General features: G+C 64.3%; 15 protein-coding genes and 1 pseudogene. 6 read left to right on the top strand and 10 right to left on the bottom strand.

The annotated features are described in order from the left end of the window. The first annotated feature begins 61 nt into the window (after positions 1-61). Both V6657_RS04825 and V6657_RS04820 read left to right on the top strand, forming a co-directional pair. A complete protein-coding gene (locus V6657_RS04825) occupies positions 62-694 on the top strand; it encodes a DUF2968 domain-containing protein (protein WP_048931958.1) in 633 nt (210 codons plus the stop codon). Between the two features lie 182 nt (positions 695-876). Beyond that, positions 877-1,608 carry a hypothetical protein gene (locus V6657_RS04820; RefSeq protein WP_048931957.1) on the top strand — a complete coding sequence of 244 codons (732 nt, stop codon included), beginning with the start codon at positions 877-879 and terminating at the stop codon, positions 1,606-1,608. Positions 1,609-1,648: 40 nt separating this feature from the next. Here V6657_RS04820 and pcp read toward each other — a convergent pair whose 3' ends face one another. From pcp to V6657_RS04770, 10 genes and pseudogenes are all read right to left on the bottom strand, one after another. Continuing rightward, positions 1,649-2,296, bottom strand: a complete 648-nt coding sequence (gene pcp / locus V6657_RS04815; RefSeq protein WP_048931956.1) for a pyroglutamyl-peptidase I — start codon at positions 2,294-2,296, stop codon at positions 1,649-1,651. A gap of 77 nt (positions 2,297-2,373) precedes the next feature. Beyond that, positions 2,374-3,399 (bottom strand): TRAP transporter substrate-binding protein, encoded by a 1,026-nt coding sequence (locus tag V6657_RS04810; protein WP_048931955.1) that lies wholly within the window; start codon positions 3,397-3,399, stop codon positions 2,374-2,376. A 142-nt stretch (positions 3,400-3,541) separates the two neighbouring features. Next, positions 3,542-3,667, bottom strand: a pseudogene (locus V6657_RS04805) (DUF979 family protein); the annotation flags it as partial. Positions 3,668-3,689: 22 nt separating this feature from the next. After that, on the bottom strand, positions 3,690-4,712 hold the full coding sequence (locus V6657_RS04800; protein WP_048931954.1) for a DUF2891 domain-containing protein: 1,023 nt from the start codon (positions 4,710-4,712) through the stop codon (positions 3,690-3,692). Between the two features lie 9 nt (positions 4,713-4,721). Further along, positions 4,722-5,708 (bottom strand): DUF979 domain-containing protein, encoded by a 987-nt coding sequence (locus tag V6657_RS04795; protein WP_048931953.1) that lies wholly within the window; start codon positions 5,706-5,708, stop codon positions 4,722-4,724. Then, the gene (locus V6657_RS04790) at positions 5,705-6,436 is read right to left on the bottom strand and encodes a DUF969 domain-containing protein (protein WP_048931952.1); all 732 of its coding nucleotides are present in this window, start codon (positions 6,434-6,436) and stop codon (positions 5,705-5,707) included. Before V6657_RS04790 ends, V6657_RS04795 begins: the two co-directional genes overlap by 4 nt. Positions 6,437-6,493: 57 nt before the next feature. Next, positions 6,494-7,237, bottom strand: coding sequence for a 5-oxoprolinase subunit PxpA (gene pxpA / locus V6657_RS04785; protein ID WP_048931951.1), 744 nt, complete (start codon positions 7,235-7,237; stop codon positions 6,494-6,496). Positions 7,238-7,255: 18 nt separating this feature from the next. Next, the gene (locus V6657_RS04780; protein WP_082170096.1) at positions 7,256-8,305 is read right to left on the bottom strand and encodes a biotin-dependent carboxyltransferase family protein; all 1,050 of its coding nucleotides are present in this window, start codon (positions 8,303-8,305) and stop codon (positions 7,256-7,258) included. Continuing rightward, positions 8,302-8,949, bottom strand: a complete 648-nt coding sequence (gene pxpB / locus V6657_RS04775) for a 5-oxoprolinase subunit PxpB (RefSeq protein WP_048931949.1) — start codon at positions 8,947-8,949, stop codon at positions 8,302-8,304. The genes V6657_RS04780 and pxpB overlap by 4 nt, the downstream gene beginning before the upstream one ends. A 253-nt stretch (positions 8,950-9,202) precedes the next feature. Further along, on the bottom strand, positions 9,203-10,417 hold the full coding sequence (locus V6657_RS04770; RefSeq protein WP_048931948.1) for a multidrug effflux MFS transporter: 1,215 nt from the start codon (positions 10,415-10,417) through the stop codon (positions 9,203-9,205). Between the two features lie 510 nt (positions 10,418-10,927). Between V6657_RS04770 and V6657_RS04765 the strand changes: the two genes are divergently transcribed. The 4 genes from V6657_RS04765 (at position 10,928) to V6657_RS04750 (ending at position 15,730) form a co-directional block, all read left to right on the top strand. Further along, positions 10,928-12,451, top strand: a complete 1,524-nt coding sequence (locus V6657_RS04765) for an ABC transporter ATP-binding protein (protein ID WP_048931999.1) — start codon at positions 10,928-10,930, stop codon at positions 12,449-12,451. Continuing rightward, on the top strand, positions 12,444-13,553 hold the full coding sequence (locus V6657_RS04760) for an ABC transporter permease (RefSeq protein ID WP_048931947.1): 1,110 nt from the start codon (positions 12,444-12,446) through the stop codon (positions 13,551-13,553). Before V6657_RS04765 ends, V6657_RS04760 begins: the two co-directional genes overlap by 8 nt. A gap of 22 nt (positions 13,554-13,575) precedes the next feature. Further along, the gene (locus V6657_RS04755; RefSeq protein ID WP_048931946.1) at positions 13,576-14,496 is read left to right on the top strand and encodes an ABC transporter permease; all 921 of its coding nucleotides are present in this window, start codon (positions 13,576-13,578) and stop codon (positions 14,494-14,496) included. A 73-nt stretch (positions 14,497-14,569) separates the two neighbouring features. Next, positions 14,570-15,730: a BMP family ABC transporter substrate-binding protein gene (locus tag V6657_RS04750; RefSeq protein ID WP_048931945.1), complete on the top strand. Its 1,161-nt coding sequence runs from the start codon at positions 14,570-14,572 to the stop codon at positions 15,728-15,730. Positions 15,731-15,880: the final 150 nt, after the last annotated feature.

The following is a 15,880-nucleotide window of genomic DNA, read 5'->3' as shown; positions in this document are numbered from 1 at the left end:
CCGCCAGAATCCGCAGGCAAAGCTGATATAGTCGCGTCGGCTCCGATTTCTGATTCTTGCGATGTCTCTCGTCTTCCGCCGAACCGTTCTCACGTTTGCTGCCGCAGCTTCCGTTGCGGGCACCGGATTGGCTCACGCCCAAACTGCGACGCCGCAAGCGCCGGCTGCAGCCACGGCCGCCTCTGCCGGCACCGTGGCCGAACTGCAGCAGTTGCTGGCACAAAAGCGCCTGACCGAGCTACGCACCACCTACAACGGCGACTACGGCACGAGCCTGCTGCTGGTGAATGAAGACACCACCGCTTACGTCGCGCTGTCGTATCGCAAAGAACTGTGGCGCGTGTACAAGTTCGCGTCGGTAGCGCCGGCTGAAGGCGCGTACGACACGCTGGCCCGACAGACCCGCGTCTGGGCTGAGGACGACCTGCGCCGCGCCGTCACCGCCGGCCAGAAAGCGCAACTCGAGCGCGAAGCGCAGGCCGCCGAACAGCGTGCTGCCTCGCTCAGTCAGGAAGTCCGCATCATGCAGGCGCAACGCCAGAAGATGCTGGAAGAGCAGCAGACCGTGCGCCAGCAAACCCAGGCGCTGGACGTCGAACGCCGCGCCTACAAGGCCCAGGTTGATTCGCTGCAACAGCAGATCCGTCTGCTGGAAAAGCAGCTCAACGATCCGAACTGGACACCTGCTCCGTAAGGCACCCCACGCTATTCCCTGGCCTGCGGTACGCACCGCAGGCTGGCGGCCGCCCTGTCTCCGACACATCCCTCAACAGTTTTAGGATAAGTCTGATCGACCGCCTCCCGACGGGCTCTTAGCATGTCAGCTGTTCCCGCAAACGGCCCCTGCGCCTTCTGCGGCCATCAGCGGAGACGGACGTGGACTCTCTCAACTTCACCATTGACGGCGACCTGGGCTTACCGGGCTTCGTGCGCGTGCCGCCACCCTTTGGCACGCCGCGTCGCGCCGTACGGGCGATCCACGCCACCCTGGCGCGCGTAGAAGACGACGCGCGGCTGGCTGCGGCCGCAACCGCGCATCAGGTGTCGCGAGCGCAATGGCACCGGCGTTTGACGGTCTTGGCTATCGGGGTGGCATGCACGGTGGCTGCAGCGCTGGTCGGCTCGCATACCGGCAAGCGCCGGCAACCGATTCCCCACATTGACCCGGCGCAGTACGCGGCAATCGCGCAGGCGCCCGTGCCGAGTGTGCCGCAAGACGCGTTTGCCGCAGACACCGCACCGAGCGTCGCTGCCAATACGGCCGCTGACAAGGATGAAGCCGCGCCGGCCAAGACTGAAGCCGTACCGAGCGTCGAAGCGCCACCCGATATCAGTGTGGCAGCCAAGCCGAAGGCGGAAGCGGTGCCCGCACCCCTACCCTCGAAACAGGCAGACACCGCCACCAAGCCACGCACGCTTGCGCGTGCGACCGGCCGCACGGCGGCACCTGCGGCTCCGGCTCGCCCGGCTGCCTCCACCTACGATGAACCGGTGGCAATCGAAAGCTACCGCGCGTTGGATGACACGGCGCCCGTCACCTCGGGCTATGTCGCTCCAGGGACTTCAGTACGCATCGAGCTGCAGCGCCACACGCGCCTGACCGACTGATCCGGCGCGCGCTCCACCACCCCAAACGGGCGGCGGCTGCCTAGTGCAGTTGGCCGCCCGTTTCGCGTACGTCATGTAGCGTGCGCAGCGTCGTCTCGATGGCAATGCGCAAACCGGCGACGATGGTGTCGTGCGCCATGCTCGGCTGCCCCGGATGCTTGGCCGACTGCGACGGCAGATACGGGATGTGGATGAAGCCGCCGCGCGTGGGCAGCTTGTGACGGGCGATGGCGTGCATCAACCCATAGAAGACGTGATTGCAGACGAACGTCCCCGCCGTCTGCGAGACCGACGCGGGAACCCCGCCCGCGCGCAGTTCGCGCACGATGGCCTTGATCGGCAGGGTTGAAAAATACGCCGCTGGCCCATCACTTGCGATGGCGATGTCGATGGGCTGCTTGCCGGCGTTGTCGGCAATGCGCGCATCGTCCACATTGATGGCGATGCGCTCGATAGCCATCTCGGCGCGGCCGCCGGCCTGCCCCACTGCGATCACCACATCCGGGTGCAACGTCTGCAGCAGCTTGCCGAGCACCTTGTTGGATTCACCAAAGATGGTCGGCAACTGGCGCGCGATGATCTCGGCGCCGGCGATCCCCTGACCGTCGAGCGTGCGCACGGCTTCCCACGACGGATTGATGGGTTCGTTCTCGAACGGATCAAAACCGGTGACGAGGACGGTAGGCATGACGTTCTCCTGCAACTACGTAAGACAAAAACGATGATAAACGTCCGTCGAACGTCATGCCCAAGTGCGCGTTGGCCTTACTTCGCCTTGCTGCGCTTGTTCTCGAAGTTCAACAGGATGTCGACTTCTTCCGTGCCCGCCGTGTGCAGCCATTCGCGCGTCAGGCGCTCGCCCAGGCGGCGCATGTCACCCTGCAGGTTCACATCGGGGTTGAGCACGCGCACGCCGCTTTTTGCGAGCTCGGCTTCATCATGCTCGTAGGTCTGGCGGCTCGAGTCCCAACCGCGGGCCTCATAGTCCTTGGCCAGTTTCAGCACGGTCTGCTGGGTGGCGGGCGGCAGCTTGGCAAAACGCGCTTCGTTGACGAACACGGCGTTTTTCGGGATCCAGGCGTTGACCTTGTAGTAATAGGTCAGGCGCTGTCCAGCCTTGGTTTCCAGGCCGGTCGACGGCGAGGTGACCATCGTGTCGATACGCCCGGCGGCGATGGCGGCGCTCAGGTCAGCGGCCTCCACCTGCACGGCCTGCGCGCCGTACAGCTCGGCAATGCGCTTTTGTGCGGCGTTATACGTGCGCAAACGATGTCCCTTCAGGTCGGACAAACGGGCGATCGGTGTTTCGGAATACAGGTTCTGTGGCGGCCAGGGCACGGCGTAGAGCAGGCGCAGGCCATTGGCCTTCATCAGCGCTTCAATGCGGCTGCGCGAGGCGTCCCATAGCAGGCGTGCGTCGTTGTAGCCCGAAACCACAAAGGGAATCGAATCCACACCGAACAGCGGATCGCGCTGGGCCAGCGTCGAAAGCATCACTTCGCCCGCCTCAGCTTTGCCATCTTTGACGCCGTCAAAGATCGCGGCCGCCTTGAGCAGCGTGCCGTTCGGCGACACCTCGAACTTGAGGTCGCCATTGGTGGCCGTACTCACGGCGCTGGCGAAAGCCTGCAGGTTTTGCGTATGAAAATTGACGGCCGGGTACGGCGTGGCCACACGGAACGTTTCGGCGTGCGCTTGTGCGGCCGAAATCAGCGACAGCGCGCTGGTTGCAAGAACACAAAAAAAGCGGCGTCCCGACACGGAACGGCCGCTCGTCATCTGGCTGCTCATGAATCCCCCCGGAGAAGAGCGCGATGCGAGGTCGACGACCGCACACCCCGGCACCCCCTTGGGCGGCGATCACGATTGGTGGCGCACGCCGGCAATCGACTCGCCGACGTGACGCGCACCGCACGCGATGCATTAAACACGATTAGTGCAGCATCAGGAAGTACAGGAGCACGATATTGGCTGCAAGCAACAGTAGTGCGGTAGGGACTTGCGCTTTGATCACAGCGTTCTTATCGGACAACTCCAGCAGCGCGGCAGGCACGATGGAGACGGTCAACGGGCTCGCTATGTCAATGAACTGGCTCCAATGCCAGCATGGCGAAGGTTGCCAGCCAGTGCTCACCAGCATATTCCCCGCTGATCACATGCGGCAGCCCCGCCTCGATATGGAGCGTCGCAGCTGTATCCAGCACGGCCTTGGCTGGCGCGCTCTCCGGAAGGCGCGCAGCAATCCGCTTCATGCACCAGGCTCGGCTCAGGTTCAAACCGTTCAGGTGGGCGATCTTGGGGTCGCTATGGTCGCTGACATGCGCAGGTGCCAGGAGGCGGTCGACATGGCCCGGCACTGGCAGATACTCGGCAAACCAGCCAGCAAACGCGGCCGCCGGCAGCACGTCCGACATCAGCAAGGCTTCGGTCAATGCTGCAGACAGGAACTCGTCGCCGCCCGGCTCATAGTGCGCCGGATAGTTGGTGTCTTCCCCGTAGTAGCGGCGGGAGGCGGAGACCACCAGTTCCTCCAACTCCGTGTCGCGGCGATGGCGCGCGAAATCCAGGATCAGCTTCAACGCGAAGGCGCTGTTGTAATGCGTGCCGACCCGGATCGGATAGCTGAGCTTGGTGAAATAGCTGAAGATGCGGCTGCGGATTTCTGCCGTCAGCGGCTCCATGGCTGCCAGCCACGTCTTCGCCTTGGGATGCTGCCAAACATCCAACTCTTGCGCCAACGCCATGACCCAGGCGAAGCCGTATGGACGCTCAAACGATGTGCGCCCCGGCGCCTGAAAATACGCGCACTCCTTCTGCATGTTCTCCACAGTGAAGTGCTCGTCAAACAGCTTCGCAATGGCATCCTGCTGCGGCAGAGACGGATACAGCCTTGCACAGCGCGCCAGCAGCCAATAGCCATGCACCGCCGAATGCCAGTCGTAGCAGCCATAGAACACCGGATGCATGTCGCGCGGCGAGCGCACATCCTCTGCCCCATTCAGCAGATGCATGATGTGGTTCGGATACTCGTGATACAGCGAGCGCAGCGGCAGTGCAGCCAGATCTGAAGCCTGCTTGACGGTGAGTTCGACGGTGAATGGCATGGCGTCTCTCTAGCGGAAAACCAGGAAATACATGAGCAGAATGTTGGCGCACAGCAGCACCAGTGCGGTCGGGATCTGCGTCTTGATGACGAGATACTTGTCCTTCAACTCCAACAGCGCGGCCGGCACGATGTTGTAGTTGGCGCCCATCGGGGTCATCAATGTCCCGCAATAGCCGGCCAACATGCCGATGGTCACCAGAGGAGCGGGATCGGCGTGCTGGCCAACCACCAGCAGCGGCAGCGCAATACCCGCCGTCAGCACCGGGAATGCCGCAAACGCATTGCCCATGATCATGGTGAACAGCGCCATGCCCACGCAGTAGATCACCACCAGCAGGAAGCGGTTATTCGGATCGGCAAACAGGCTCACGATGTCCTTCACCGATTTACCTGTCTGTGCCGCAACAAACACGCCACCCAGCATCGCCAGCATTTGCGGGAGCACCGCGGCCCAGCCGATCGAATCCAGCAGGCGACGCGACTCACGCACCGCGTGCAGTGGCGACCCGCCGGTCAGCGCCCAACCAACCAGAATGGCACAGACACAGCTCACGCAGAGCGCGGCCAACGTCAACTGCTTCTGATCCAGGATGTAGACGCCGCCCACGGAGACCCCTTTGAACGCCAGCGTGCAGAGCACCGTGATGACCGGGATCAGCAGCGCCGGCACAAACAGCTTGTTGCGCAGCTTGTTGGCCGAGGCATGGCGTTGTTCCGGGGTGCTCTGCTTGTACGTGCCGATCGACAGCAAGCCCGCCCCAGCGATCAATGCGATCAGCAGAACGATGACACCGACGATGCGATACGCCATCGGCTTGCCAAGCGTCGCCACCATCAAATCGCTGAACAGGAAGACGGAGCCGAACAGGAACCAGAACAACGCCGTGGTCAGGCGCTTGGGGTTGCCCTTGTCTCGCAGCGTCATACCGACCAGCAGCATGACGATAAAGCCGATCAGATAGAAAACGCTGTTAATAGTCAGCAGGGTGCTCATGCTGTCACCTCATTCGTCTTGGACGGATTGGATTGTTTCCATGCATCGACATCGCGCTGGATGCTGGCATCGAGCCGCACCAGGCGGAACATGTGGATGACGAGCGCGGCAATGGCGGTGGGAATTGCCCACAGGCCCAGCTGCAAAGGCTCAATACCAGTGATGCCGTTTTCCTTGAGGAACGCATCCATCAGCAGCACCGCACCGAAGGCCAGGAAGATGTCTTCACCGAAGAAGATGGCGATGTTGTCGCAGGCGGCGGAGTGCGCGCGCAGCTTGTCACGGATGTGCTGCGGCAGATCACCGTGGCGGGCGGCTGCGGCACCTTCCACCATGGGCGCCAGCAATGGCCGCACGGTTTGCGCATGACCGCCGATGTAGGTCAGGCCAAGTGCGCCCAGCCCTTGGCGCACCACGAAATACAGCATCAGGATACGGGCGGAGGTGGCGCTTGCCAGGCTGGAGATCCAGTCTTGCGCGCGCTCTTTCAGACCGTAGCTTTCCAGCAGACCGATGATCGGCAGAATCAGCACATAGACCGCCAGCGACCGGCTGTTGATGAACTTCTCGCCGAAGGTTTCCAACAGCGTGCCAAGGTCCATGCCGACTGACAGCCCCGTCGCCAGCCCGGCCACGGTCACCACCAGCAGTGGATTGAATCGCAGGATGAACCCTACGATGATGATGGCCACCCCGATCAGTGGCCACAGATTGACTGCCGTACTCATGTGGTGCTCCCCCCAATTTATGAAAAAGCCCCGCTGGAAGGACGGGGCCGTCGTGGCTCAGGCGCCGGCACGGACAGTGATCCCTTCACTGCCCAGCCGTTCCCGGATGCGTCGCGCGAACGCCAGCGCATGTGCGCCGTCGCCGTGCAAACAAACAGTTTGCGCGTGGATCGGAACCCACGTGCCATCAATCGCCTTCACGCGCTGTTCGCGCACCATGGTTAGCGTCTGGTCGAGTGCGGCGGCTTCGTCGTCGATCAGCGCGCCGGGCGTGCCGCGTTTGACGAGCGAGCCATCCGCGTTATACCCGCGATCGGCAAACACCTCTTCCTTGGCCTGCAAGCCAAGCTCGCGCGCGGCCTTGACCAGTTCACCGCCGGCCAGCCCGAACACCACCAGCGACGGATCGAAATCACGCACCGCGCGCACGATGGCCGCAGCCAACGGGCGATCACGCGAGGCTTGGTTGTACAGCGCGCCGTGCGGCTTCACGTGGGCCAGCTTGCCGCCTTGGGCGCGCACAATAGCCGATAGACCGCCGATCTGGAAGAGCACGCCCGCGTAAATCTCTTCCGGAGGCAGGTGCAGCTCGGTGCGGCCGAAGTTCTCGCGGTCCGGAAAGCTCGGATGCGCGCCAATCGACACGCCTTCGCGCAGCGCCCACGCCGTGGTCTGGCGCATCGTGTTGACATCGCCCGCGTGCCAGCCGCAGGCGATATTGGCGGAGCTCACCAGTGCAAGCAGCGCCTCGTCGTTGTCGCAGCCCTCGCCGAGGTCGGCGTTCAGATCAATCGTGGTCATGGTGTCGTGTCCGGTGCTTCAGGCGTTCAGTCGTGTTTTGGCGGTACGCCGCGCAGTCGACAGAATGCCCTGGCGCTGCCAATCCAGCGCGGTTTCGATTTGCTGCAGATAGCGTGTCACCTCGGCGCGCGCGGCTTCGGCTTCTTCCAGCGTCACACGCTCAAAGCGGATGCGCGTGCCCAGCGGGATCTGCGCCAGGCGCCATTGATCGGCCAGGATGACGGTGCCGATCTTGGGATAGCCGCCAGTCGTTTGCGCATCGGCCATCAGCACAATCGGCTGGCCCGACGGCGGCACCTGGATCACGCCAGGCACCACGCCATGCGAAAGCAGATCGCCGCTCTGTTGCTTCTTGCGAGCAAGCTGTGGCCCTTGCAGGCGGAAGCCCATGCGGTTGCTGTTGGGGGTCAGCGTCCAGTCCGATTCCCAGAATGCGGCTTGTGCATCAGCGAGAAAGTCATCGTATTCCGGGCCAGGCAGCACGCGCATCACCGGCGTGCCATCTTGCGCGCGGTCGAACGTCCAGCGCGCGGCCTTCACGGCGACGGCGTCCTTGCTGATGTCGGGTGCGTGCGATGTATCCGCGGGCAGCACGGGCAGCTTGTCGCCGTCCTTGAGCGGGCGCCCTTCAAAGCCGCCAAAGCCAGCCTTGAGGTCGGTGCTGCGCGAACCCATCATCTCCGGCACATCGATGCCGCCGGCCACGCACAGATAGGCACGCACGCCGCCCTGCGCCACACGCAAGGTCAACGTCTGGCCGCGCTGCACGGGGGTAGCGCGCCAGGCGTGCACCGGCGTGCCATCGAGCGTGGCGCGGCAATCGGCGCCGGTAAGCGCGATCAGGCCATTGGCCTGGAAGCGCAGCGTGGCGTTGCCGAGCGTGAACTCGATGCCAGCCGCATCGCTGCGGTTGCCGACCAAGCGGTTGCCCACATACAGCGACAGCGGATCGAGCGCACCCGATGTGCACACGCCAAAGCGGCGGTAACCAGTGCGGCCCAGATCCTGCACAGACGCGAGCACACCCGCCCGCACGATCTCGATCATGGGTTGGAGTTTGGAGCTCATGCGCGCACCTTCGAGGCAACGAAGCGGATGCGGTCTCCGGGGGCCAGCAGCGTGGGGGGATCACGCTGCGGCAGGAAGAGCGCGGCATCCGTGCGGCCGAGCAATTGCCAGCCGCCGGGGGACGCGGCCGGGTAGATGCCCGTCTGCTCGCCGCCAATGCCAACCGAGCCGGCAGGCACGGCCATGCGTGGCTCCGCGCGGCGCGGCGTGGCGAGCGATTTGTCCAAGCCACCCATATAGGCAAAGCCCGGCTGGAAACCGAGGAAGTAGACGATGTATTCGGGCGCGGTATGGCGACGCACGACTTCGGCCGGGGTCAGGCCGGTGTGCTTGGCGACGTCACGCAGGTCGGGGCCATCGTCACCGCCATAGGCGACTTCAATGTCGACCAGCTTGCCGTCGGCCACCAGTGCCTCGCTGTCTTCCCATGCTTCGCGCAGCAGGGTTTCGAGCACGCGCGCGTCGGCCAGCGGACCAAACACGAGCGTGAGGTTGTTCATACCGGGGACCACGTCTACCACGCCAGCCCAGTTGGACGCGCGCGAGGCCATGGCCCAGATGCGCTGCTGGCAATTCAAGGTCGCCGGCGGCGGCACTTCGCACAACAGCGCCAGTTCGCCCAGCCGGTGAATCGTGCACTGCAACTTAGCCCCCGGTCTCGAAAGCACGCGCATGGCGGCGTGCGGATGAAAACTAAAGCGATACGTTAATAAAACGTTGATAAATTCTATATAAGAAGTAACCCTTAGTCGCGCAGGGTTCGGTCGCGTCTGATCGTGGTCCGGCTGCCCTCATCATAGGCGTCGGACACGACCAGCGTGACTGGCATGTTATGCCAAAGTCATATGAAAGGATGAAGACGCCTCTAGAGCAAGAGGCGTCGAGAAATAGCGGGAATCAGGCGCCGGGTTCTTCGCGCGTGGCGCGCAAGCCCAGGATGAGCGCCACGACAGCGCAGACAGCCATCATGCCCAGCAGCGGCAGCGCGCTCTGACCGATGGCCGCGACCACCGTACCCGTCACCATGCCCAGGCCGAACTGCATGGCGCCCATCAGTGCTGAACCGGTGCCCGCGCGCGCGCCCTGCCCCGCCATTGCCAACGCGCCCGTGTTGGGCGAGATGCAGCCGATCGAGGCGATGTAGCAAAACAACGCCACCAGCACGAGGGGCAGTGGCGTGAACCCGGCCGCGGCAGCCGCCGTCGCCAGCACGCTGGTCACCACCGGAATCCACAGCGCGCGGCGCAACACGCGTGCCGGCGAGTACTTGCGCACCAGCCGCACGTTCAAACGCGAGGCCGCGATCATCCCCGCCGCGTTGCTGCCGAACACCCAGGCGTAGTGCGACGGCGACAGGCCATACCCGTCGATCAGCACGAACGACGACACGGTGATGTACGCAAACATGCCCGACAGGAACACGGCACCGCACCACATATAGGCAGCGTAGTGGTGGTCGCGCAGCAGCTCCCAGTAGTCGCGCAGCACGTGGCTGACCGCCAGCTTGCGCGCCTTTTCCGGCGCCAGCGTCTCGCGCATCAGGTAGTGCACGGCCGCCAGCGCCAGCACGCCGAAGACCGTCAGCAGCGCAAAGATGATCCGCCACGAACCGACCTGCAGCACCGCCCCGCCGATCATCGGCGCGAGGATGGGCGCCACGCCCATCACCAGCATCAGCGTGGAATACGCTTGCGCGGCGCCGGCCGGGTCCATGCGATCACGCACCGCCGCGCGCGCGATCACCATGCCCGCGCAGCCGCCAAAGCCCTGCACGCCGCGCAGCACGGCCAGCATGGTGGCGTCCTTGGCAAACGCGCAGCCAATGGAAGCCGCCACGTACATCGCCAAACCGATATAGAGCGGCGGTTTGCGGCCAAAGCGGTCACTGGCCGGGCCGTAGATCAACTGGCCAATCGCCAGGCTGATCAGGAAGACGGTCAGCGTGATGCCCGCCGCCGCCGACGAGGTATTCAAGTCGCGCGCAATGGTCGGCAGGCTCGGCAGATACATATCGACCGACAGCGGGCCGACGGCGGTGAGCATGCCAAGCAGCAAGAGCCAGCCAGGAATGGGACCAGGCAGGCGGGATCGTGCGGGAGCGGGAGCAGTCATGGGAGGGAAACACAGCGCGGCAGCGGACGTGACATCCCTGCCGGGGCAAACCGCGAACTGTAGCGCAAAGTGACAGATCGCGCCCAGGCACCGGGCAGGTGCATGCCGCGAGCAGCCTCGTTCATGCGCCCCACACAGGGGACATCCTCGCAACCTGCATACCCCCGCATAACAAGCTACCCCACGTAAATCGGCCAATTCAGGCCGGCACGGGATTTGCACTCCAGCACCCCTCGTGAGAGGCGGGTGCATGCCCGCCACCCATGCGCTATCCGCGCCATCTGGCGCTGCGCCGGAAGATATAATTCACATTTGATGAAAAGCATCACCCATTCATGATGATTGCTGCGATGCGTCGGCGCGAATCTGCGTCAGCATCGCCTGTTGTGAAGTGTCGTCAACGTTCATAAGAGATCGCCTCTGCGACAGCCTTGCGCTCGCGGTGAGCGGCACGGAAACCACGAGCCAACTGTTGTGACACCACTCCCACCGCGCCTGTCGCTGACAGGCATGACTAAACGCTACCCGAGCGTGGTCGCCAACGACGGCGTCAGCCTCACCGTCGCGCCGGGCGAGATCCATGCCGTGCTGGGCGAAAACGGCGCCGGCAAATCGACGCTGATGAAGATCATCTTCGGCGCCGTGCAGCCTGACGCCGGTGAGATGCTGCTCGACGGCCAGCCCGTCACCATCGCCAACCCGCACCAGGCGCGCGCGCTGGGCATTGCGATGGTGTTCCAGCACTTCTCGCTGTTTGACACGTTGACGGTGGCCGAGAACATCCTGCTCGGGCTGCCCGCAGGCACCGACCTGCGCGACGTGGCCGAACAGGTGCGCACCACCGGCGACAAGTACGGCCTGCCGCTGGAGCCGCATCGCCATGTGCATACGCTGTCCGTGGGCGAGCGCCAGCGCGTGGAGATCGTGCGCGCGCTGCTCACCAAGCCGCGTCTGTTGATCCTCGACGAGCCGACCTCGGTGCTAACGCCGCAGGCCGTCGAGAAGCTCTTCGTGACGCTGCGCCAGCTGGCGGCCGAAGGCACCAGCATCCTCTACATCAGCCACAAGCTCGACGAGATCCAGGCGCTGTGCCACACCGCCACGGTAATGCGCATGGGCAAGGTCACGGGCGTGTGCGACCCACGCCAGGAAACGGCGGCATCGCTGTCACGCATGATGATCGGCGGCGAGCCTCCGCGCGAACTGCGCCCGCAGACCACGCCGGGCGAGGTCCGCCTGGAAGTCGCCGGCCTGTCGCTGCCCAAGGCACATGCCTTTGCGACCGAGTTGCACGACATCGCCCTGCAACTGCGCAGCGGCGAAATCGTCGGCATCGCGGGCGTGTCAGGCAATGGGCAGCAGGAACTGCTGGCTGCGCTCTCTGGCGAAGACACGCGCGCAGCAGCGCAAACCATCACTATCGGCAACCAGCCCGTCGCCAAGCTGGACCCACGTGCGCGCCGTAAGCGCGGACTGTCGTTCGTGCCGGAAGAACGCCTGGGGCGCGGCGCGGTGCCGTCGCTGTCGCTTGCTGCCAATACGTTGCTGACGCACCAGCGTGCGCCGCAGGTGCGTGGCGGGCTGATCGACAAGAAGGCTGCTGCCAAGCTGGCCACCAGCATCATCCAACGCTTCGGCGTGAAAGCCGGCGGGCCGGACGCGCTGGCCAAGAGCCTGTCGGGCGGCAACCTGCAGAAATTCATCGTCGGCCGCGAAATCGAATGCGCGCCGCGCGTGCTCATCGTCGCGCAACCCACCTGGGGCGTGGACGTGGGCGCGGCGGCACAGATCCACAACGAAATCCTCGCGCTCAAGGCCGGGGGCTGCGCCATCCTGATCGTGTCGGAAGAACTCGACGAACTCTTTGCGCTGTGCGATCGCCTGCACGTGATCGCCAACGGGCGCCTCTCGCCCTCCACTCCCACGCACGCCACCGACCGCGAACAGATCGGCCTGTGGATGAGCGGCATGTGGGATAAGACCGGCGCGGCCTCGGCTTCGGCAGCAGCAATCTCGGAGGTGGCTCATGGCTGAGGTCATGCATGGCAGCCGCCTGGCGCTGCCCATCTCGCTGGAGTTGCGCGCGATTCCGTCGCGCACCATGGCCTATGCCTCGCCGCTGATCGCGCTGGTGCTGACAATGGTGTTCGGTCTGCTGCTGTTCGCACTGCTGGGCAAGGACCCAGTGGCCGGCCTGCGCGTGTTCCTGATCGAACCGCTGGCCAGCAAGCGAGCGATCGGCGAGGTGCTGCTCAAGACCGTGCCGCTGGTGTTGTGTGCGCTGGGGTTGTCGGTGTGCTACCGCGCCAACGTGTGGAACATCGGTGCAGAGGGCCAGCTCATCGTCGGCGGCATTTTTGCGGCTGCCACGATCATCGCTTTCGATACGCCAACACCGTCCATCCCGGGCAGCTTCGCGCTGGTGCTCGCCATCGTCGCTGGCCTGATCGGTGGTGCGCTGTGGGCAGCGATCACCGCCCTGCTGCGCGATCGCTTTCATGCCAACGAGATTCTCGTCTCGCTGATGCTCACGTACATCGCGCAGCTGTTATTGCTGTACATGGTCAACGGGCCGCTCAAGGACCCGAACGGCATGAACTTCCCGCAATCGATCGTGTTCGACAGCGCCTTCGTGTTGCCTACGCTGATGGCCGGCACGCGCCTGCACGTGGGCTTCCTGTTCATGCTGGTGATGACGGCGGCGATGACGCTGTTCGTGTTCCGCAGCTTCGCGGGCTATCGCCTGCAGGTCGGCGGGCTCGCACCCCAGGCGGCCCGCTATGCAGGCTTCTCGTCGCGTAAAGCGCTGTGGACCGCGCTGTTGATCTCGGGCGGGCTGGCCGGCATTGCCGGTGCCTTCGAGGTGACGGGCCCGATCGGGCAGTTGCTGCCGTCCATCTCCCCCGGCTATGGCTTTGCGGCCATCGTGGTGGCCTTTGTCGGGCGCCTGAATCCAGTGGGCACCGTGCTCGGTGCGATCGTCATGTCGCTGTTCTACATCGGTGGCGAGCTCGCGCAATCGCGCCTGGGCCTGCCGTCGGCCATTACCGGGGTGTTCCAGGGCATGCTGCTGTTCTTCCTGCTGGCCTGCGACACGCTCATCGAATACCGCCTGCGTTGGCGCGCGCACCACTGATCGGGCTGAGAGAAACAGAAACATGGAAAGTCTTGCTCCCCTGATCGCCGCGTCGATCAACGCTGGCACCCCGCTGCTGCTGGCCGCCCTCGGGCTCTTGATGAACGAACGCTCCGGCGTGCTAAACCTGGGCGCCGAGGGCATGATGCTGGTGGCCGCCGTGGCTGGCTTCATGGTCGGCTACCAGACGCAGATTCCGCTGCTGGGTTTTGCGGCCGGCGCGATTGCCGGCATGGTGATGGCTGCGCTGTTTGCCTGGTTGGCGCTGGTGCTGGTCACCAATCAAGTCGCCACGGGCCTCGCCTTGTCGATCTTCGGCACCGGGCTGTCGGCCTTCATGGGCCAGCGCTTTGTCGGCATGTCGCTGCCGGCGCAGGCGCACGGCATCCCTGGGCTGGAGTCGATTCCGTTCGTCGGCCCGGCCCTGTTCGCGCACCACTGGATGGTCTATTTCAGCCTGCTGCTGTGCGGCGCCATCGCGTGGTTCCTGTTCAAGACACGCGCGGGCCTGACGCTGCGCGCGATTGGTGAATCGCCAGAGTCTGCGCATGCGCTGGGCTATCCGGTGCGCACCATCCGCTTTGGCGCGCTGCTGTTCGGCGGCGCCTGCTGCGGGCTGGCGGGTGCGTATCTGTCGCTGGTCTACACGCCGATGTGGGTGGAGAACATGGTCGCCGGCCGCGGCTGGATCGCGCTGGCGCTGACCACCTTTGCCACCTGGCGTCCACTGCGCATCCTCTTTGGCGCGCTGCTGTTTGGCGGCGTGACGATCCTGCAGTTTTACCTGCAAGGGATGGGCGTGTCGGTGCCCTCGCAGATTCTGTCGATGGCGCCGTTTGCCGCGACGATCGTCGTGCTGGCCATCATCTCGCGTAACCCGGACTGGATTCGTTTGAACATGCCCGCGTCGCTCGGCAAGCCGTTCCGCCCGGGGGCTGCCTAAACTGCGGCCTAAGCTTTCTGCATTCCGTTTTTTGCTTCAACACAGTCAACGAGCCACACAACAGGAGAAATTGATGAACGTTACCCGCAGGATCACGCTGGCCGCGCTGGCCGCCGGCGCCGCCCTCACCCTCTGGGGTTGCGGCAAGTCCAACGACAACGCAGGCGGCAGCACTGCTGCGCCGGCCGCATCCTCGGCCCCCGCCGCTGCCGCACCGGCGCCGGCCAACGAGCCGTTGAAGGTTGCGTTCGTCTACGTTGGCCCAGTGGGCGACGCCGGCTGGACGTACGCCCACGACGCCGCTCGCAAGGAAGTCGAGGCCAAGTTCGGCGACAAGGTGAAGACCAGCTTCGTGGAAAACGTGCCCGAAAGCGCTGCCGATGCCGAACGCGTCTTCCGCGATCTGGCAACGCAAGGCAACAAGGTCATCTTCGGCACGAGCTTCGGTTTCATGGAATCGATGCTCAAAGTCGCCAAGGAATTCCCGGACGTGAAGTTCGAGCACGCCACGGGCTTCAAGACCGCCGACAACCTCGGCCAGTACGACGTGCGCACGTATGAAGGCGCGTACCTGGCGGGCGTGGTGGCCGGCAAGATGAGCAAGTCGGGCAAGCTGGGCGTGGTGGGTTCGGTGCCCATCCCCGAGGTGATCCGCAACATCGACTCGTTCACGCTGGGTGCGCGCAGCGTCAACCCGAAGGCCACCACCCGCGTGGTGTGGGTCAACAAGTGGTTCGATCCGGGCAAGGAGCGTGAAGCTGCCACCACGCTGATCGGCCAGGGCGTCGACGTGCTGATGCAGAACACCGACTCCGCCGCCGTGGTCCAGACCGCGCAGGAGAAAGGCGTGTACGCGCTGGGCTGGGACAGCGACATGACCAAGTTTGGCGAGAAGGCTCACCTGGCCGCCTCGACCAACAAGTGGGGCGTGTACTACAACAAGGTCGTTGAAGACGTGCTCAACAACAAGTGGAAGCCCGAGACCGTGTGGTGGGGCCTGAAGGAAGGCGCGATCGATCTGGGCGCGTACAACGCGGTGGTGCCGGAAGACGTGAAGGCACTGGTCGAGACCCGCAAGAAGGGCATCATCGACGGCTCGGCCCCGATCTGGAAGGGCCCGCTCAAGGACAACACCGGCAAGGAAGTCCTGCCCGCCGACAAGGTTGCCGACGATGGCTTCCTGCACGGCATCAAGTTCTACGTCGAAGGCGTGGAAGGCAAGATTCCGGGCTAAGTCCAGTCCGCTGCGGCAAGAAGCCGGCACCTCGCGAGAGGGCCGGCTTTTTTCATGGGCGATAGGTGTTCAAATCTTGAAAACCGGGCCGATTCCCCAAGCTGCTACGATGGCCCGCCGGCCAAACCCTTCCATGTGACGCCGGCTTTT

Source organism: Ralstonia sp. RRA (assembly GCF_037023145.1).
In the GTDB taxonomy this organism is placed as follows: domain Bacteria; phylum Pseudomonadota; class Gammaproteobacteria; order Burkholderiales; family Burkholderiaceae; genus Ralstonia.
This window is presented reverse-complemented; position numbering and strand designations above follow the sequence as displayed.